16 protein-coding genes are annotated in these 17,379 nt (G+C 71.2%); 4 read left to right on the forward strand and 12 right to left on the reverse strand.

What is annotated here, in order from left to right; all coding sequences use genetic code 11:
- Window positions 1-37: 37 nt before the first annotated feature.
- From ASF21_RS14095 to ASF21_RS14135, 9 genes are read right to left on the reverse strand one after another with little or no spacing between them, the layout of a single operon-like run.
- On the reverse strand, window positions 38-1,381 hold the full coding sequence (locus ASF21_RS14095) for a M50 family metallopeptidase (protein WP_055772593.1): 1,344 nt from the start codon (window positions 1,379-1,381) through the stop codon (window positions 38-40).
- Window positions 1,378-2,643, reverse strand: a complete 1,266-nt coding sequence (gene dxr, locus ASF21_RS14100) for a 1-deoxy-D-xylulose-5-phosphate reductoisomerase (protein WP_055772598.1) — start codon at window positions 2,641-2,643, stop codon at window positions 1,378-1,380. The genes ASF21_RS14095 and dxr overlap by 4 nt, the downstream gene beginning before the upstream one ends.
- A gap of 29 nt (window positions 2,644-2,672) precedes the next feature.
- Window positions 2,673-3,494: an HpcH/HpaI aldolase/citrate lyase family protein gene (locus ASF21_RS14105; RefSeq protein WP_055772601.1), complete on the reverse strand. Its 822-nt coding sequence runs from the start codon at window positions 3,492-3,494 to the stop codon at window positions 2,673-2,675.
- On the reverse strand, window positions 3,491-4,099 hold the full coding sequence (locus ASF21_RS14110; RefSeq protein WP_082471593.1) for a MaoC family dehydratase: 609 nt from the start codon (window positions 4,097-4,099) through the stop codon (window positions 3,491-3,493). Before ASF21_RS14110 ends, ASF21_RS14105 begins: the two co-directional genes overlap by 4 nt.
- Window positions 4,096-4,746 carry a CoA transferase subunit B gene (locus ASF21_RS14115; protein WP_055772603.1) on the reverse strand — a complete coding sequence of 217 codons (651 nt, stop codon included), beginning with the start codon at window positions 4,744-4,746 and terminating at the stop codon, window positions 4,096-4,098. Before ASF21_RS14115 ends, ASF21_RS14110 begins: the two co-directional genes overlap by 4 nt.
- A 2-nt stretch (window positions 4,747-4,748) precedes the next feature.
- Entirely contained in the window at window positions 4,749-5,546 is a 798-nt protein-coding gene (locus ASF21_RS14120; protein ID WP_055772605.1) for a CoA transferase subunit A, read from the reverse strand.
- A gap of 39 nt (window positions 5,547-5,585) precedes the next feature.
- Entirely contained in the window at window positions 5,586-6,758 is a 1,173-nt protein-coding gene (locus ASF21_RS14125; RefSeq protein ID WP_055772607.1) for an acyl-CoA dehydrogenase family protein, read from the reverse strand.
- Window positions 6,755-8,854 (reverse strand): biotin carboxylase N-terminal domain-containing protein, encoded by a 2,100-nt coding sequence (locus ASF21_RS14130; RefSeq protein WP_055772610.1) that lies wholly within the window; start codon window positions 8,852-8,854, stop codon window positions 6,755-6,757. The genes ASF21_RS14125 and ASF21_RS14130 overlap by 4 nt, the downstream gene beginning before the upstream one ends.
- A gap of 4 nt (window positions 8,855-8,858) precedes the next feature.
- Window positions 8,859-10,478: a carboxyl transferase domain-containing protein gene (locus ASF21_RS14135; RefSeq protein ID WP_055772613.1), complete on the reverse strand. Its 1,620-nt coding sequence runs from the start codon at window positions 10,476-10,478 to the stop codon at window positions 8,859-8,861.
- Window positions 10,479-10,594: 116 nt separating this feature from the next.
- On the opposite strand from ASF21_RS14135, the gene ASF21_RS14140 reads away from it, so the two are divergent.
- Window positions 10,595-11,206, forward strand: a complete 612-nt coding sequence (locus ASF21_RS14140) for a TetR/AcrR family transcriptional regulator (protein ID WP_055772616.1) — start codon at window positions 10,595-10,597, stop codon at window positions 11,204-11,206.
- 132 nt (window positions 11,207-11,338) lie between these two features.
- Window positions 11,339-11,806, forward strand: a complete 468-nt coding sequence (locus ASF21_RS14145; protein WP_082471594.1) for a GNAT family N-acetyltransferase — start codon at window positions 11,339-11,341, stop codon at window positions 11,804-11,806.
- A gap of 110 nt (window positions 11,807-11,916) precedes the next feature.
- Here ASF21_RS14145 and ASF21_RS14150 read toward each other — a convergent pair whose 3' ends face one another.
- Genes ASF21_RS14150 through pdhA form a run of 3 tightly spaced genes read right to left on the reverse strand, consistent with a single transcriptional unit; the run spans window position 11,917 to window position 15,733 of the window.
- Entirely contained in the window at window positions 11,917-13,512 is a 1,596-nt protein-coding gene (locus ASF21_RS14150) for a dihydrolipoamide acetyltransferase family protein (RefSeq protein WP_055772619.1), read from the reverse strand.
- Window positions 13,509-14,531: an alpha-ketoacid dehydrogenase subunit beta gene (locus ASF21_RS14155; RefSeq protein ID WP_055772624.1), complete on the reverse strand. Its 1,023-nt coding sequence runs from the start codon at window positions 14,529-14,531 to the stop codon at window positions 13,509-13,511. Before ASF21_RS14155 ends, ASF21_RS14150 begins: the two co-directional genes overlap by 4 nt.
- Entirely contained in the window at window positions 14,531-15,733 is a 1,203-nt protein-coding gene (gene pdhA, locus ASF21_RS14160; protein ID WP_082471595.1) for a pyruvate dehydrogenase (acetyl-transferring) E1 component subunit alpha, read from the reverse strand. Before pdhA ends, ASF21_RS14155 begins: the two co-directional genes overlap by 1 nt.
- 185 nt (window positions 15,734-15,918) lie before the next feature.
- Between pdhA and ASF21_RS14165 the strand changes: the two genes are divergently transcribed.
- Both ASF21_RS14165 and otsB read left to right on the forward strand, forming a co-directional pair.
- On the forward strand, window positions 15,919-16,395 hold the full coding sequence (locus ASF21_RS14165; RefSeq protein WP_055772626.1) for an Lrp/AsnC family transcriptional regulator: 477 nt from the start codon (window positions 15,919-15,921) through the stop codon (window positions 16,393-16,395).
- A 122-nt stretch (window positions 16,396-16,517) separates the two neighbouring features.
- A complete protein-coding gene (gene otsB / locus ASF21_RS14170; protein ID WP_055772630.1) occupies window positions 16,518-17,294 on the forward strand; it encodes a trehalose-phosphatase in 777 nt (258 codons plus the stop codon).
- Window positions 17,295-17,379 lie beyond the last annotated feature (85 nt).

Raw genomic sequence — 17,379 nt, forward strand, 5'->3', positions numbered from 1 at the left:
ATCAACCTTATGGGGTTGAAATACGATTTACAACCGATCAGCCGAACAAGTCGACCGGCTTCACGATGTCGGCGTAGATCAGGAGCACGCCCATGCCCATCAGCAGGATCGCCACCGCATAGGTGAGCGGGAGGAGCTTCGCCATGTCGAACGGCCCCGGATCGGGACGCCGGACCAGGCGGGCGAACGTCCTCCTCAGTCCCTCCCACAGGGCGCCCGCCACATGTCCGCCGTCGAGCGGGAGGAGGGGGATCAGGTTGAAGACGAACAGGGCCAGGTTCACGCCGGCCACCAGGCCGATGAGCGTCGCGGTCCGGGACGCCACCGGGATCTCCTCCATCGCCGAGATCTCGCCGGCGATCCGCCCGACACCCACCACGCTGATGGGCCCCTCGGGATCACGCGGCGCGTCGGAGAACGCTGCCTGACCGACCTCGACGACACGCTGCGGCAGGTTGAGCACCACCCCGGCCACCCGGGCGAGGGAATCGCCCACGGCGGGCAGCACCTCACCCGCGGGCTGCGGGACGAGCTCCTGCGTGGACCCGACGCCGAGGAAGCCGACCTCCTGCGTCACCGCCACGCCGTCGTCGTCCACCAGAGGCGTGCCGTCCTCCGAGGCGACGGGCCGCTCCGTCAGGAGGGGCGTGATGGTCGACTCGATGGTCTCACCGTCGCGCACGTAGCTGATGGACACCTCGCGGCCCGCGGCCTCGCGGATCCAGCCCGAGAAGGAGTCCCAGTCGGCGACCTCCCGGCCGTCGAAGGCGACGATCCGGTCCCCGGGCAGCAGGCCCGCCTCGGAGCCGGGAGCGGCCGGGTCGGCCGGCGTGCACTCGGTCTGGCCCGTGGCGGCCTGCTGGCTCGCGGGGACGACGCACTCCGAGACGGAGGACAGCGTGGTGGTCGGCTGCGCGGTGCCGAAGCCCATGATCAGGACGGCGAACAGCACGGTCCCGATCAGCAGGTTCATCAGGGGACCACCGAGCATGATGATGATGCGCTTCCAGATGGGCAGCTTGTAGAAGACGCGGTCCTCGTCGCCGGGCTGCAGCTGCTCGGCGGCCGCCTGGCGCGCGTCGTCGGTGAGCTGCTGGAAGACGCCCGTGCTGGACCGCCGCACGGCTCCGGCCGCCGTCGAGGCAGGCGGGAACATGCCCACCATCGAGACGTAGCCGCCTGCCGGGATGGCCTTGAACCCGTACTCGGTCTCCCCGCGGCGGCGGGACCAGACGGTCGGCCCGAACCCCACCATGTACTGCGTGACCCGGACCCGGAACAGCTTCGCGGGGACCAGGTGCCCCACCTCGTGCAGGGCGATCGACGCGGCGATGCCGACGACGACGACGAGGACGCCGGCGATGAACAGCAGAACGGTCACAACGTGTCCTTCAGGTCTTCGGCAGCGGCCGCCCCGGCCGCTGGTTCCACCACCCCACAACGGATCCGCGCCCGCGTACGTGCCCAGCGCTCCGCCTCGAGCACGGCAGCCAGGGTCAGCGCAGTTCCTGCATCCGCGTCCAGGCGGCGCTGCTCGTCGACGACGGCGGACACGATGTCCACGATGTCCGTGAAGCCGATGGCTCCCTGGTGGAACGCCTCGACGGCCTCCTCGTTCGCGGCGTTGAACACCGCCATGCGCGTGCCGCCCTCGGCTGCCGCCCGCTTGGCCTCCACGATCGCGGGGAAGGCCTGCTCGTCGAGCGGCTCGAACGTCCACTCCGACGGGCGGCTCCAGTCGCAGGCGCGGGCGGACCCGGCCACGCGGAACGGCCAGCCGATGCCGAGGGCGATGGGCAGGCGCATGTCCGGCGGCGATGCCTGGGCGAGCGTGGATCCGTCGATGAACTGGACCATGGAGTGGATCATGGACTGCGGGTGCACGACGACGTCGATGCGCTCGAGCGGGATGTCGAACAGCAGGTGCGCCTCGATGACCTCGAGGGCCTTGTTGACCATCGACGCGGAGTTGGTGCTGATCACGCGGCCCATGTCCCAGGTGGGGTGGGCGACGGCCTGCGCCGGCGTGACGTCCTGCAGCTGTGCCCGCGTCATGCCGCGGAACGGACCGCCGGACGCCGTCAGCACGAGCCGGTCCACCTCGTCCGCCGTCCCGCCGCGCAGGGCCTGCGCGATGGCGGAGTGCTCGGAGTCCACGGGGACGAGCTGGCCGGGGGCGGCCGCCGCGCGCACGAGGGCTCCCCCGGCGATCAGCGATTCCTTGTTGGCGAGCGCGAGGAGGTGCCCGGCCCCCAGCGCCGCCAGCGTCGGCTCCAGGCCGATGGACCCGGTGATGCCGTTGAGGACGACGTCCGCGTCGGGCCACGCCGCGACGTCCGAGGCCGCCCGGTCCCCCACGAAGAGCCGGGGTGCGTAGCCGGACACGCCGGCCTCGTCCGCTGCCGTGCCGATGGCCTGCTCGAGCGCGGCCTCGCTGCCGGTGGCGACGCCGACCGCCGGGGCCCGGGCGGCGACGGCCTGGCGTGCGAGGAGCTCCGGATCCCGCCCGCCCGCGCTGATCCCGGCGACGCTGAACCGGTCCGGTGCGGCGGCGATGACGTCGAGGGCCTGCGTGCCGATGGAGCCGGTGGAACCGAGGATGGTGACGCGCCGGTGCTCCCGGGTCGGGTTGCTGAAATCCATGGGACCAGTATCCCGCAGGAGCCCGACCGTCAGGCGCGGGCCCTGGCCAGCACGCTCCGGGCGTGCCGGAGGATGGGCTCGTCGACCATGCGCCCCTCGTGGGTGAAGACCCCGCGCTCGTGCTCGGCGGCGGCGAGCAGCGCCCGCGCGTGCTCGACGTCGGCGGCGGCCGGCGCGAACGCCGTGCGCACGGCTGCGACCTGGCCCGGATGGATGCAGGCCTTGGCGCCGAAGCCCGAGGCGACGGCATCCTCCGCCTCCAGGCCCAAGCCGCGGGCATCGGCGATGTCCACGTACACGGCGTCGATGGCGGTGCGGCCCGCCGACCCGGCGGCGAGCAGCACCTGCGAGCGCGCGTGCAGGGCCACGGCGCGGTACATGCCGTCCGGCGAGCGGCTCGACGTGCCGCCGAGGGACGCCACCAGGTCCTCCGCCCCCCACATGAGGGCGGTGACACCCTTCGCGCGGGCGATCCCCACGGCGTTCACGACGCCGCGCGCGGTCTCGCAGAGGGCGATGACGTCGACGTCGCCGAGGGCCGAGCGGACGGCGTCGACGTCCTCCGGTGATTCCGTCTTGGCCAGCATGACCGTCCGGTACGGCGTGCCGCGGACGGCCTCGCAGTCGAGCGCGAAGTCGGCCGTACCGACGGCGTTCAGGCGGACGACGGTCCGGGCGGGATCGAGCGACGAGGCGGCGAGCACCTGCCGGGCGGCCGGCTTCGCGGCGGGAGCGACGGCGTCCTCGAGGTCGAGGATGACCGTGTCCGACCGCTCGGCCGCCTTCGCGTAGCGCTCGGGGCGATCGGCCGGGCAGAAGAGGAGTGCCGGTCCGAGCTGGATGCCGCTCATGATCGCTCCTGCGCGACCGTCGTCGGTGCTGTCGTCCGTACCGTCGTCCGTGCTGTGGTCGGGGCCGTCGTCCGTGCTGTGGTCGGGGCCGCCGCCGAGGACCACATGAGCACCGAGCGGGTGGCGGTGGCGACGACGTCGCCGTGCTGGTTGCGTCCGGTGTGGGTCATGGTCGCGATGCCCTGGCCGGGGCGGGACGAGGACGCGCGGACACCGGTGACCTCCGTCTCCGTGTACAGGGTGTCCCCGTGGAAGAGCGGCTTCGGGAAGGCGACGTCGGTCAGGCCCAGCTGCGCCACGATGGTGCCCTGCGTCAGCTGCGAGACCGACTGGCCGACGAGCGTCGCGAGGGTCAGCATCGAGTTGACGAGCCGCTGGCCGAACGGCTGGCCCTCGGACCAGGCGGCGTCGAGGTGCAGGGCCTGGGTGTTCATGGTGAGGGTCGTGAACAGGACGTTGTCCGCCTCGGTGAGGGTACGGCCCGGCCGGTGGGCGTAGACGGCACCCACCTCGAGCTCGTCGAGGTAGAGACCACGCTGCTCGATGACGCGGCGGTCGGGGGCTGTCCCGTCGGTGTCGCCCGACGGGGCGGCGGGAGCGGTCACGCCGCGGCGTCCGTGAGGGCGATCCGCAGCGGTGCGCCCGTCGCCGCCACCACGTCGTCGACCGTGACACCGGGCGCCGTCTCGCGCAGCACGAGGCCGTCCGCCTCGACGTCGATCACGGCGAGGTCGGTGACGATGCGGTTCACGCAGCCTTTGCCCGTCAGCGGGAGGGAGCACGCCTCGACGATCTTGGGGCGTCCGGCACGGTCGACGTGCTCCATCATGACGATCACCCGCTTGGCGCCGAAGACGAGATCCATGGCACCGCCCATGCCCTTGACCATCTTCCCCGGCACCATCCAGTTCGCGAGGTCGCCGTTCCGGGCGACCTCCATCGCGCCGAGCACGGCGACGTCCACGTGGCCACCGCGGATCATGCCGAAGGACGCGGCCGAGTCGAAGTAGGCGGCACCGGCGTTCGCGGTGACGGTCTCCTTGCCGGCGTTGATGAGGTCGGGATCGACGGCGTCCTCCGCGGGGTAGGGTCCCACGCCGAGGATGCCGTTCTCCGAGTGCAGCACCACCTCGACGCCGTCGGGGATGTAGTTCGGGATGAGCGTGGGCATGCCGATGCCGAGATTGACGTACTGGCCGTTCTCGAGCTCCAGGGCGACCCTCGCGGCGAGGTCGTTGCGGGTGAGCGCCATCGTCATGCTCCTTCGGGTGCGTTGAGGCCGGCCTGCGGATCGGGGCTGCCGGCGATCGAGACGGTCCGCTTCTCGACGCGCTTCTGAACGTCGCCGGCGACGACGACGCGCTGCACGAAGATACCGGGTGTGTGGACCTGTGCGGGGTCCAGCTCGCCCGGCTCGACGAGTTCCTCGACCTCCGCGATGGTGATCCGCCCGGCCTGCGCGCAGAGCGGGTTGAAGTTCATCGCGGTCGCGTGGAAGACGAGGTTGCCGTGCCGGTCCCCCTTCCAGGCGTGCACCAGGGCGTAGTCGGGCCGCAGCGACTCCTCCAGCACGTAGTCGACGCCGTCGAAGGACCGCACCTCCTTGGCCTGGGAGGCGACGGCGATGTTCCCCTCGGCGTCGTACCGCTGCGGCAGGCCGCCCTCGCTGACCTGCGTGCCGACCCCCGCCGTCGTGTAGAAGGCGGGGATGCCCGCGCCGCCCGCCCGGAGCTTCTCGGCGAGCGTGCCCTGCGGCGTCAGCTCCACCTCGAGCTCGCCCGAGAGGTACTGGCGCGCGAACTCCTTGTTCTCGCCGACGTAGGAGCTGATGGTCCGTCGGATGCGGTGATCGGACAGGAGGATCCCGAGGCCCCAGCCGTCCACGCCGCAGTTGTTGCTGACCGTCTCGAGCTCCGCCGTCCCCTGCGCGTGCAGGGCATCGATGAGCGTCACCGGGATCCCGCACAGACCGAACCCGCCGACGGCGAGCGAGGCGCCGTCCGGGATGTCCGCCACGGCCTCCGCCGCACTGCCGACCACCTTGTTGATCACTGCTTCTCCTTCACGTCGCCGTCGCCGTCCGCGCTGCGGTCAGAGTCCGAGGTCCCTCGCGATGAGCATGAGCTGGACCTCCGTGGTCCCCTCGCCGATCTCGAGGATCTTGGAGTCACGGTAGTGCCTGGACACCACGAACTCGTTGATGAACCCGTAGCCGCCGAAGATCTGTGTCGCATCCCGGGCGTTGTCCATGGCCGCCTCACCCGCGACGAGCTTCGCGATCGAGGCCTGGGTCTTGAAGGGCTTCCCGGCGAGCATCCGCGCGGCGGCGTCGTAGTAGGCCAGGCGCGCGGTATGGGCACGGACCTGCATGCGGGCGATCTTGAACTGGATGGCCTGGTAGGCGCCGATGGTGCTGCCGAAGGCCATGCGCTCCCCCGCGTACCGGACGGACTGCTCGACACAGCCCTGGGCGGCGCCCGTGGCGAGCGCGGCGATGGCGATGCGGCCCTCGTCGAGGATCTGCAGGAAGTTGGCGTAGCCGCGACCGCGGGTGCCGAGGAGGTTCGCCTCGGGGACCCGGACGTCCTTGAGCGTCAGCGGATGCGTGTCCGAGGCGTTCCAGCCCACCTTGTTGTAGGCCTTCTCGGCGGTGAAGCCCGGCGTGTCGGACGGGACGAGGAGGGTGGAAATCTCCTTCTTCACCGTGCCGTCCGGGCGCTCGCTCGTCCCGGTCACCGCGGTGACCGTCACGAGCGAGGTGATGTCGGTGCCGGAGTTGGTGATGAACTCCTTGGTGCCGTTGATGACCCACTCGGATCCGCCGGCGCCGTCCTCGAGCTTCGCCGTCGTCTTGGTCCCCGAGGCGTCGGAACCGGCCTCGGACTCCGTGAGGCCGAAGCCGCCGAGCGCCGCACCGGAGGCGAGGGAGGGCAGCCACTGCTGCTTCTGCTCCTCGGTGCCGAAGCGGTAGACGGGCATGGCGCCGAGGGACACCCCGGCCTCGAGGGTGATCGCCACGGACTGGTCCACGCGGGCCAGCTGCTCGAGCGCGAGGCACAGGGCGAAGTAGTCGCCGCCCATTCCCCCGTACTCCTCGGGGAACGGCAGGCCGAAGAGGCCCATGTCGCCCATCTGCTTGACGACCTCGTAGGGGAAGCTGTGCTCGGCGTCGTGCTTGGCGGACACCGGGGCCACGACCTCGTCCGCGAACTCGCGGACGGTGTCGACGAGGTCCTGGTACTCCTCGCTCAGTTCGAAATTCATGCTGTGTTCCCTTCCGTGGGGTGTTCTGCGGGACTGGCTGTCTGATCGGGTGCCGCGTCGGCGGCGTCGATGCTCGCGACGACCTGCTGCGCCCTGACGAGGTCCCCGGGTTTCAGGGACAGGCGGACGACGCCGGCGACGGCGGCGGTGAGCTGGTGCTCCATCTTCATGGCCTCGACGGCGAGCAGGACGTCGCCGACCTGCACGGATGCGCCGTCCTCCACCGACACGGACACGACCGTGCCGGGCATGGGGCTGCGGACGAGCGGGTCCGCCGCACCGTCCTCGCGGCTGATGCGGGCGAGGGCGGCATCCAGCAGCTCCCGGCGCGAGGGACGCCGCACGCTGGCGGACCAGCCGGCGTCGCCCAGCCACACGGTGTCGCCGTCGACGGCGAAGGACCGTGGCGAACGGATCCCGTCGAGGATCACCCCGTTCCCCACGACCTCGAGGTGGACGCGGGTCTCCCCGACCGTCGCGATCCAGCCGTGCTCGGCTCGCTGCAGCAGGACGGTCTCCGTGACGCTCCCGACCTCGAGCGTGACGGCGCGGGGCCTCGGGGTGCCGAGGCGGAAGCCGTCGGCGCGATGCCACGGCGAGCCACCCGGGATGACGGGCTCCGCCTCGACGAGGAGGACGGCGGCGAACGCGAGCTCCTCGCGCGCGACGCGCCGGAAGGAGAGGTCCGGGAGCTTCCGCTCGATCATCGTGGTGTCGAGCCGTCCGGCGCGGACGTCGTCGTCCGTGACCAGCAGGCGCAGGTACTCGATGTTGGTGTCCACCCCGAGCACCACGGTGTCCGCGAGCGCGGCGTCGAGGCGGTCGAGCGCCTCGCGCCGGTCCGTGCCCCAGGCGATGACCTTGGCGAGCATCGGGTCGTACGACGACGAGACGGTCCCGCCGGGCAGGAGCGAACTGTCCACCCGGATGCCCTCTCCCGTCGGCTCGCCGAGCGCGACGACGGTGCCGGTGGAGGGCAGGAAGCCGGCCTCGGGGTCCTCCGCGTAGACCCGTGCCTCGACGGCATGTCCGGTGAGGACGATGTCCTCCTGCCTGAGGGACAGCTCCTCACCGGTGGCGATGCGGATCTGCCACGCGACGAGGTCCACCCCGGTGACCAGCTCCGTGACGGGGTGCTCCACCTGGAGCCGCGTGTTCATCTCCATGAAGAAGAACTCGTCGGGGGCGGCGTCGGAGACGAGGAACTCGACCGTGCCGGCCCCCGTGTAGTCGACACTGCGGGCGGCGTTGCAGGCCGCCTCGCCGATGCGGTGTCGCATCGCGGCGTCGAGTAGCGCGGAGGGCGCTTCCTCGATGACCTTCTGGTGCCTGCGCTGCAGGGAGCACTCGCGTTCGCCGAGGTGGATGACGTTGCCGTGGCCGTCCGCGAGGACCTGCACCTCGATGTGGCGGGGGCGTTCGATCAGCCGCTCGAGGAACAGGGTGTCGTCCCCGAAGGCACGGGCGGCGACACGGCGCGCCGTGACGAGCACCTCGGGGAGGTCCTCGGACCGGTGGACGGCGTGCATGCCCTTGCCGCCACCACCTGCGGAGGGCTTGATCAGCAGGGGGAAACCGACGTCGTCCGCGGCGGCGAGGAGTGCCTCGTCGGTGAGTCCGGGCTCGGCGATCCCGGGCACGATCGGCACCTGGAAGCCGGCGACGTGGTTCTTGGAGCGGATCTTGTCACCCATGATCCCGAGTGCGTGCACGGACGGTCCGATGAAGACGATCCCCGCCTCCTCGAGTGCCTCGGCGAAGGCCGCGTTCTCGCTCAGGAAGCCGTAGCCGGGGTGGACGGCGCCCGCGCCCGTGCGCCGGCAGGCCTCGACGACGGCGGGGATGGAGAGGTAGCTCTCGGAGGGCGCTGCTCCCCCGATGCGCACGGCGACGTCGGCCTCGAGCACGTGGCGTGCTCCGGCGTCGGCGTCGCTGTAGACCGCGACGGAACGCAGACCCAGGGCGCGGACCGACCGGATCACGCGGCAGGCGATCTCGCCGCGGTTGGCGACGAGGACCGTGTCGAAGGGCCGGTCCGGGACGCCGGTGGAGTCGTCTGCCGCGGGGACGCTGGGTGTGTGGGAGGAGAGAGTCATCTGGTCACATCCGGAAGAGGCCGAAGGAGGAGTCGGGCAGGGGCACACCGGCGCACACGTCCAGGGCCAGCCCGAGGACGGTCCGGGTGTCGGCGGGGTCGATCACGCCGTCGTCCCACAGGCGCGCCGTGGAGTAGTAGGGGTTGCCCTGCGCCTCGTACTGGTCGCGGATCGGCGCACGGAAGGCCTCCTCGGCCGCCGTGGACCACTCCTCGCCCCGACCCTCGAGCTGGTCGCGCTTGACCGTCGCGAGGACCGACGAGGCCTGGTTGCCGCCCATCACCGAGATCCGGCTCGCGGGCCACATCCAGAGGAACCGCGGCGAGTAGGCCCGGCCGCACATCGAGTAGTTCCCCGCGCCGAAGGATCCACCGATCACCACGGTCAGCTTGGGGACGCGGCACGTGGCGACCGCGGTCACCATCTTGGCGCCGTTCTTCGCGATGCCCCCCGCCTCGTAGTCCTTGCCGACCATGAAGCCCGAGAGGTTCTGCAGGAACACGAGCGGGATGCCCCGCTGGTCGCAGAGTTCGATGAAGTGCGCGCCCTTCAGCGCCGACTCGCTGAACAGCACGCCGTTGTTGGCGACGATGCCGACCCGGTGCCCGTGGATCGTCGCGAAGCCCGTGACCAGCGTGGTGCCGTACTCGCGCTTGAACTCGTGGAAGAGCGAGCCGTCGACGATCCGCGCGATCACCTCCCGCGCGTCATAGGCGGCGTTCACGTCGGTGGGCACGGCGCCGTAGAGCTCGTCGGGGGCGACGGCTGGCTCGGCGGGCTCCGCGGCTTCCGCCACCTTCGGCACGCCCGCGTGCGGGTCCGGCGGCAGTGTGGCGATGATGTCCCGGACGATCTCGAGGGCGTGCTGGTCATTCTCAGCGAGGTGGTCGGTGACGCCGGAGACGCGGGAGTGGACGTCGCCGCCCCCGAGCTCCTCGGCCGTGACCACCTCGCCGATCGCGGCCTTCACCAGGGGCGGTCCGCCGAGGAAGATGGTGCCCTGGTTGCGGACGATCACGGTCTCGTCGCTCATCGCCGGCACGTAGGCGCCACCGGCGGTGCAACTGCCCAGGACCGCGGCGATCTGCGGGATCCTGCGGGCGGACATGGAGGCCTGGTTGTAGAAGATACGGCCGAAGTGGTCCCGGTCCGGGAACACCTCGTCCTGCCGCGGGAGGAACGCACCGCCGGAGTCGACGAGGTACACGCACGGCAGGTTGTTCTCGAGGGCGATCTCCTGCGCACGCAGGTGCTTCTTCACGGTCATCGGGTAGTAGGTGCCGCCCTTGACGGTGGCGTCGTTGGAGATGACGAGGACGTGGCGCCTGTGCACCAGGCCGATACCTGCGATCACCCCGGCACCCGGGCACTCGTCGTCGTACATGCCATTCGCCGCCAGGGGTGCGATCTCGAGGAAGGGGCTGCCGTCGTCGAGCAGCTGGTCGATGCGCTCGCGCGGAAGCAGCTTGCCGCGGGCCACATGCCGCTCACGGGAGCGCTCGGGGCCGCCGAGGGCCGCCGTGGCGAGCCGGGAGCGGAGATCGGTGACGAGCTCCCGCTGCGCGGCAGCGTTGGCCGTGAAGACCGGTGAGAGCGGGTCGACCTTCGACGTCAGTGTCTCCATCGACTACTTCCTCGCGCAGTGTTCAGTTAGCATTCGCTAACCGGGATCAGGTTAGTGGTCATTAACCTGAATGTCCATCAGAATGAGGGGAAGACCCCCCGGATGATGAGGAATGCATGGAGGCACTGCCCACCGAGGACCGCGTGACCGGCCGGAGCATCGCGAAGGCCACCCGACGCGCAGCCCTGCTCGACGCAGCGGCGCAGCTGTTCGCGGAACGCGGCTACAACGGCGTGTCCATCGAGGACCTCGGCGCCGCCGCGGGCGTCAGCGGTCCGGCCGTCTACCGGCATTTCACCGGCAAGCCCTCCGTGCTCTCGTCCCTGCTCACCGGGGTGAGCGAGGACCTCCTCGAGGGAGGCAGGGCCGTCGCCGACTCCGCCCCCTCGCACGAGGAGGCGCTGCGGGGACTGATCCGTTTCCAGGTCGAGTTCGCCCTCAGGCACGCGGACGTCATCAGGGTCCAAGACCGTGATCTCGGCTCACTGGCCCACGACGACGAACGCGCCGTGCGGTCGCTCCAGCGGAGCTACGTCCAGGTCTGGGTGGACGAGCTCGCCGCGTACCGGCCGGACTCCGAGCGGTCGCTGCTGCGCCGCCGGGTCCACGCCGTGTTCGGACTCATCAACTCGACCCCCCACACGGCGCACGGCACGGGGACGGGCCGCGAACTCGGCGCCCTGCGGGAGCTGCTGCAGGACATGGCGTGGGCCGCGCTGACCGTCTGACGTCCGGGCCGGACACCGGGCCGGGGCAGCGCAGCTGTGCCCAGCGGCCGGCCCGGCCGCCTAGTACGCTGAACCACGAGAAGTCCCGGTCGCGCGGAGCGGCCGGGGTCGCCCACAACTGAAAGTACCGCCGTGATCACGCTACGTCCCGTGGAAGCCACCGACCTCGACGAGTTCTTCTCGCACCAGCTGGACCCCAGCGCCAACCACATGGCGGCCTTCGGCGCGAAGAACCCGTCGGATCGCGGCGTCTTCGACCACCACTGGCAGGACATCCTGAACGACTCGAGGATCACGGTGCGGACCATCCTGTCCGACGGCCAGGTGGTGGGCAGCATCCTCGCGTACAACGACGGTGACGCCCCGGAGATCAGCTACTGGATCGACCGGTCACGCTGGGGTCAGGGCATCACCACGGCCGCCGTCGGGCAGTTCCTGAACGAGGTGACCGAGCGGCCGATCCGCGCGCGGGCCGTCGCGGACAACGTGAGCTCCATCCGCATTTTGGAGCGGTGGGGTTTCCAGCAGGTCGGCGAGGCACAGGGTTTCGCACCCGCGCGCGGCGCCGTGGTCCGGGAACTCATCCTCGAACTGGTCTGACCGCCGCCGCCGACCGCGAGGCACCCGCCCTGATACATCCGGCAGGGCGGGCAACCGGTCGGACCGCCCGACACGTCCGAGCGGGACGTCCCGGAGTCCCGGACCTCCTGCTACACCATGGTCAGGACCATCGCCGGGTTCCGGAGGATGGTGCCGACGTCGGCCAGGAAGCGCGAGCCCTGCTCACCGTCCACCAACCGGTGGTCGAAGGACAGGCTGAGCGTCATGACGGACCGCAGGGCCACCGTGCCCTGGTACTCCCAGGGCATGCTGCGCACTGCGCCCATCGCGAGGATCGCCGCCTCCCTCGGGTTCAGGATCGGCGTCCCCGCATCGATCCCGAACACACCGATGTTGGTGATCGAGAGGGTGCCGCCCGCAAGATCCGCCGGTGGGGTCCGGCCCGCACGGGCCGTCTCGGTCAGGCCGTTGAGCGCGCGGGCGAGCTCGACCAGGGCAAGCCCCTGGGCGCCCTTGATGTTCGGCACGAGCAGGCCACGCGGCGTCGCCGCCGCGATGCCGAGATTCACCGCGGAGTACTGCACGATCTCCTGCGCCGCCTCGTCCCACGACGAGTTCAGGGTGGGGTTGCGTGCCACCGCGATGCACACGGCCTTGGCCACCAGGGTCAGCGGCGTCACCTTCGTACCCTCGAACGCCCTGGAACCCTTGAGCTCCGCCAGCAGCTCCATGGTCGGCGTGACGTCGATGGTGAGGAACTCCGTGACGTGCGGCGCGGTGAAGGCACTGGCCACCATGGCCGCCGCGGTGTGCTTCCGCATCCCCTTGATGGGTGTGCGGATCTCCCCCGGCGCCGCCGCCGCTCGCTCGGCCCGCGCCGGCTCGGGGGAACCGACGGGTGCCGTGCCCGCATCGAGCACTGCCGCGGCGGGCCCGGCTGCGCCTGCGAGCGCGGCCAGCACGTCCGCCCGGGTGATGAGTGCTCCCGGACCGGTTCCCGCGAGGTCCTCGAGTGCGATCCCGAGGTCCCGTGCGAGCTTCCGCACGGGCGGAGTGGAGCGCGGCCGCTCGTCGGTGGGTGCGACGACCGTCCGCGACGACGCCGCGGACACGTCGTGAACGGCCGGGTGCGACCGGCCGGGCGCGAGGGCCGCACTGGGAACCGCGGTCCGGGCCTGCGCGGGGGTCTGGACAGGGGCCGGCCTTCGCTCCGGGGCCGAGGTCGGCGCAGGGATCGCTGCGGGGAGGACGGTCGCGGGGAGGACGGTCGCGGGGAGGACGGTCGCGGGGAGGACGGTCGCCTCGAGCGCCGGCACCTGCGGGACCGGGGCACCCGCGGCAGGAACGGTCGATCGGCTCCGCCGCTGCGGCCGTCCGCCCTTCTCGACAGCGGCCCCGTATCCCACGAGGTTCGGTTCACGCCGGGCCGGGGCCTCGTCCTCGGGAACCGGACGGACGACGGCCTCGGGCTCACCGGCGATCCGGAACGAGACGATCGGCGCTCCGACGTCCACCACGGCGCCCGCGGGCTCGTGCAGGCGGACGACGACGCCCGCGTACGGCGACGGCAGTTCGACGACGGCCTTGGCGGTCTCGACGTCCGCGATGATCTGGTTGAGTTCCACCGTGTCACCCTCGGTGACGTGCCACTGCACGATCTCGGACTCGGTCAGCCCCTCCCCGAGGTCGGGTAGCCGGAACTCCCGGACGGTGGTCGGCGACGCGTCGGTCGCGGGTGCGCTCACAGTGCCGCCCCTTCGGTTGCGGGTCCGCTCAGGGAGTTCGGTCGGCGGAGCACCCGGTCCACGCCGTCGAGGATCCGGTCGAGGTCCGGGAGGTGGTGGAACTCGAGCTTCGAGTAGGGGTACGGGATGTCGAATCCGGTGACGCGGACGGGTGCGTGCTCGAGGAAGTCGAAGCAGCGCTCCGTGATGCTCGCGGCGATCTCCGCGCCGAGCCCGCCGGACTGCGCCGCCTCGTGCGTGACCACCAGGCGGCCGGTCCTGCGCACCGACCCCTCGACCGTCGCGAAGTCGATGGGCGCCAGGGACCGCAGGTCGATGACCTCGATGGAGACGCCGTCGTCGGAGGCCGCGATCGCGGCGTCACGCGCGGTGGGCACGAGCGGGCCGTAGGTCACGAGGGTGACGTCGGTCCCGCGGGTCACCACGTGCGCCGCGCCCATGTCCGACGACGCCGGATCGACCGCCTCGTCCACCTCGCCCTTGACGTGGTAGCGCCGCTTGGGCTCGAAGTACAGGACGGGGTCGTCGGACCGGATGGCCTGCTGGATCATCGTGTAGGCGTCCTGCGGGTTCGAGACGCTGACGACCCGCAGACCGGAGGTGTGCGTGAAGTAGGCCTCGGGCGACTCCGAGTGGTGCTCGGGCGAACCGATGCCACCCCCGAAGGGCACGCGGATGGTGATGGGCATCCTGACGGCGCCCTGCGTGCGGTAGTGCAGCTTCGCCACCTGGCAGACGATCTGGTCGAAGGCCGGGTAGATGAAGCCGTCGAACTGGATCTCCACGACCGGCCGGTACCCCCGGTAGGCCATCCCGACGGCGGTACCCATGATGGCCGCCTCGGCCAGCGGGCTGTCGAGGACCCGGTGGGCCCCGAAGTCCTTCTGCAGGCCGTCGGTGATGCGGAAGACACCGCCGAGCTTGCCGATGTCCTCCCCCATGAGGATCACCTTCGGGTCCTCGTCCATGGCACGGCGGAGGCCGGCGTTGATCGCGCGGCCGAAGGTCATGGTGGACATCAGCGGGTCCCTTCCTGGGGTGCCGGGGCGAAGGAGGCGAGGTAGCGCTCGTAGTGGTCCTGCTGGCGCTCCAGCCAGGAGTTCGGTTCGCTGTAGACGTGCCGGAAGACGTCCGACGGCGCCGGTTCCGGCATGGACAGGCACCCCTCGCGCAGTTCGGCGGCGACGGCGTCGGCCTTCGCCTTCACCGCGTCCGAGTAGTCCGCACCGAGCAGTCCGAGCGAGTCGAGCAGCGTGGCGATCCTGGCCAGCGGGTCGCGGGCCGCCCAGTCCTCGAGCTCGTTGGCGTCGCGGTAGCGGGTCGGATCATCGGCCGTCGTGTGCGGGCCCATCCGGTAGGTCACGGCCTCGATGAAGGTGGGGCCTCCGCCGGAACGGGCCCGCGTCAGCGCCTCGCGCGTGACGGCGAGGCAGGCGAGGACGTCGTTGCCGTCCACCCGGACCGAGGGGATGCCGAACCCGGGCGCCCGCCGGGCGATCGGCACGTGGGCCTGCAGTCCCACCGGTTCGGAGATGGCCCAGTGGTTGTTCTGGCAGAAGAAGATGACGGGCGCCTGGTAGCTGGCGGCGAACACCATGGCCTCGTTGACGTCGCCCTGGCTCGTGGCGCCGTCGCCGAAGTAGGTGACGGCCACGGAATCGGCGCCGTCGTTGATGATGCCCATCGCATAGCCGGTGGCATGCAGCGTCTGCGCACCGATGATGACCTGCGGGGTGGCCATGTTGATCGTGTAGGGGTCCCACCCCGAGGACGCGTTGCCCCGCCAGACGCGCAGGATGTCGCCGAGGTCCACGCCGCGGCAGTAGGCGACGGCGTTCTCCCGGTAGCTGGAGAACACGAAGTCGTCGGAGCGGAGCGCACGCCCCGAGCCGATCTGCGCGGCCTCCTGGCCGAGCAGCGGCGGCCAGAGCGCGAGTTCGCCCTGGCGCTGCAGGGCCGTGGCCTCGGCGTCGATGCGCCGCACCACCACCATGTCCTCGTAGAGTTTCTGCAGCGCGGCGCCGTCGACGTCCGCGACGAGCGCGTCGTAGTGGCGGTCCGGGTGGCGCACGCCGTGGTGGTCGACCAGCCGGACGAGGTCGTCCGCACCCTCGCGGCCCGGTCCCGGATGGACCGTTCCGCCGGTACCCGACGGCGCCGCCCCCTGCGGGTCGGACCCGCTGTCGGGTCCTGCTCCCGGCTGCGTGGAGTCCTCGGTCATTGCACGCTACCTCCGCGTTGGCAGACAGACCCTCCCCCCGCGATCAGCAGATGGAAGGGCTCCGGGCGCCTTTACCCGGAGTGGTTGTGACCCTACTCACACAGCACAGGAGGCACAACCGATTCCTGATCGACTGAGCAGAGTGCACTATTCCGGGCGCAGCGGCCGTGTTAGCGTTGCGCACTATGCAACCCCTCGACCTCACCGACACGCGCCTCCTGCAGGCCATGGCGAAGGACCCCCGGCGCACCGTCGTCGCGCTCGCCCAGAAGCTCGGGCTCTCGCGCAACACGGTGCAGGCGAGGATGGCGCAGCTCGAGAAGAAGTCCGTCTTCCTGTCCTTCGAGCGGCGTATCAACACGGTGTCGCTGGGCTACCCGCTGACCGCCTTCATCCACGTGCACGTCCAGCAGCAGAAGCTGGCAGCCATCACGCGGAGCATCGCGGCCGTGCCCGAGGTCATCGAGGCCTTCGGCGTGACGGGCCAGGCGGACATCCTGGTGCGCGTGGTCGCCGTCGATGCCGAGGACCTCTTCCGCATCAACGGCAAGATCCTGGCCTGCGACGGCGTGGAGCGCTGCGACACGTCCCTGGCGATGGGCGAGCTCATCCCCTTCCGGGTGGAGCCCCTCCTCGCGCGCGGACCGCAGCAGGCATCCTGACCGGGAGGCAGCGGCGCGGCCGACGCCGGCGGCACGGGCGCGCCCGGTGCGGCGACGGCGTGGGGCGCACCGGTCGCACACGACGCCGACCGCTGCCTCGCACGTCCCGCTAGGGTCGATGCATGGAATCAGCGAACCAGGTCATCAGCGCACTGACGAGCGGACCGAAGGCCGGGCTGGTGATGGATTTCGACGGGGTCCTCTCCCCCATCACCGATGATCCCGCAGCGAGTGACCTCCTGCCGGACACAGCGGCCATCCTCGCGCATCTCGCCACGAGACTCCCCCTCGTCGCCCTGCTCTCCGGCCGGCCCGTGCGTTTCCTCGCGGACCGTGCAGGCATCCCCGGCGTGGAGCTCCACGGCTCGTACGGCCTCGAGCGCCTGACGGCCGGCGGCGTCGAGCAGGTGCCGGAGGCGGATCGGTGGAACGACGCCGTGGCGCAGGCCACCGCGCTCCTGCACGAGGAGTTCGACGGCATCGAGGGCATCCACGTCGAGGACAAGTCCCTCGCCGTCGCCGTCCACTGGCGGCGCGCCCCGGACCAGGAAGCTGCGATCAGCCGCATCACGCCCGTCCTCCGTCGGGCGACGGAGACCTTCGGGTTGAGGCGTGAGCCCGGGAAGATGGTCGAGGAACTCCGCATGCCCGTGGACCAGGACAAGGGCACCGCCCTGCGGTCGATCATCCGGCGGCATGGTCTGGTCGTCGTGGCCTACGCCGGCGACGACCGGGGCGACCTGCCCGCCTTCGCAGCGGCGGCCGCCGCCGGCGGCCACTGCCTCGTCGTCGACGGAGCCGACGCGGCACCGGAGGTCGCGGCGGTGCCGGGCTCCCACTTCGACGGTCCCGAGCACTTCCGGACCTGGCTGCAGTGCCTCGGCGATGCGCTGGGGTGAGGAGACACGGGCCGACCTCCGGCCTCCACGCCCGTCAGGACCCCCTCGTGTCCCGCCCGGCCCCGCCTGCCCCTGAAAGCGCGGG

Source organism: Arthrobacter sp. Leaf234, from assembly GCF_001422665.1.
In the GTDB taxonomy this organism is placed as follows: Bacteria; Actinomycetota; Actinomycetes; order Actinomycetales; family Micrococcaceae; genus Arthrobacter_D.

Excerpts from the sequence above, each read along its gene's own strand:
- pdhA (WP_082471595.1), bottom strand. The coding sequence starts at position 15,733 with ATGACCGAGGACTCCACGCAGCCGGGAGCAGGACCCGACAGCGGGTCC.
- ASF21_RS14155 (WP_055772624.1), bottom strand. The coding sequence starts at position 14,531 with ATGTCCACCATGACCTTCGGCCGCGCGATCAACGCCGGCCTCCGCCGT.
- ASF21_RS14115 (WP_055772603.1), bottom strand. The coding sequence starts at position 4,746 with ATGGCGCTCACCCGCAACGACCTCGCCGCGAGGGTCGCCCTGGAGCTC.
- ASF21_RS14140 (WP_055772616.1), top strand. The coding sequence starts at position 10,595 with ATGGAGGCACTGCCCACCGAGGACCGCGTGACCGGCCGGAGCATCGCG.
- ASF21_RS14130 (WP_055772610.1), bottom strand. The coding sequence starts at position 8,854 with ATGACTCTCTCCTCCCACACACCCAGCGTCCCCGCGGCAGACGACTCC.
- ASF21_RS14135 (WP_055772613.1), bottom strand. The coding sequence starts at position 10,478 with ATGGAGACACTGACGTCGAAGGTCGACCCGCTCTCACCGGTCTTCACG.
- ASF21_RS14125 (WP_055772607.1), bottom strand. The coding sequence starts at position 6,758 with ATGAATTTCGAACTGAGCGAGGAGTACCAGGACCTCGTCGACACCGTC.
- dxr (WP_055772598.1), bottom strand. The coding sequence starts at position 2,643 with ATGGATTTCAGCAACCCGACCCGGGAGCACCGGCGCGTCACCATCCTC.
- otsB (WP_055772630.1), top strand. The coding sequence starts at position 16,518 with ATGGAATCAGCGAACCAGGTCATCAGCGCACTGACGAGCGGACCGAAG.
- ASF21_RS14105 (WP_055772601.1), bottom strand. The coding sequence starts at position 3,494 with ATGAGCGGCATCCAGCTCGGACCGGCACTCCTCTTCTGCCCGGCCGAT.
- ASF21_RS14165 (WP_055772626.1), top strand. The coding sequence starts at position 15,919 with ATGCAACCCCTCGACCTCACCGACACGCGCCTCCTGCAGGCCATGGCG.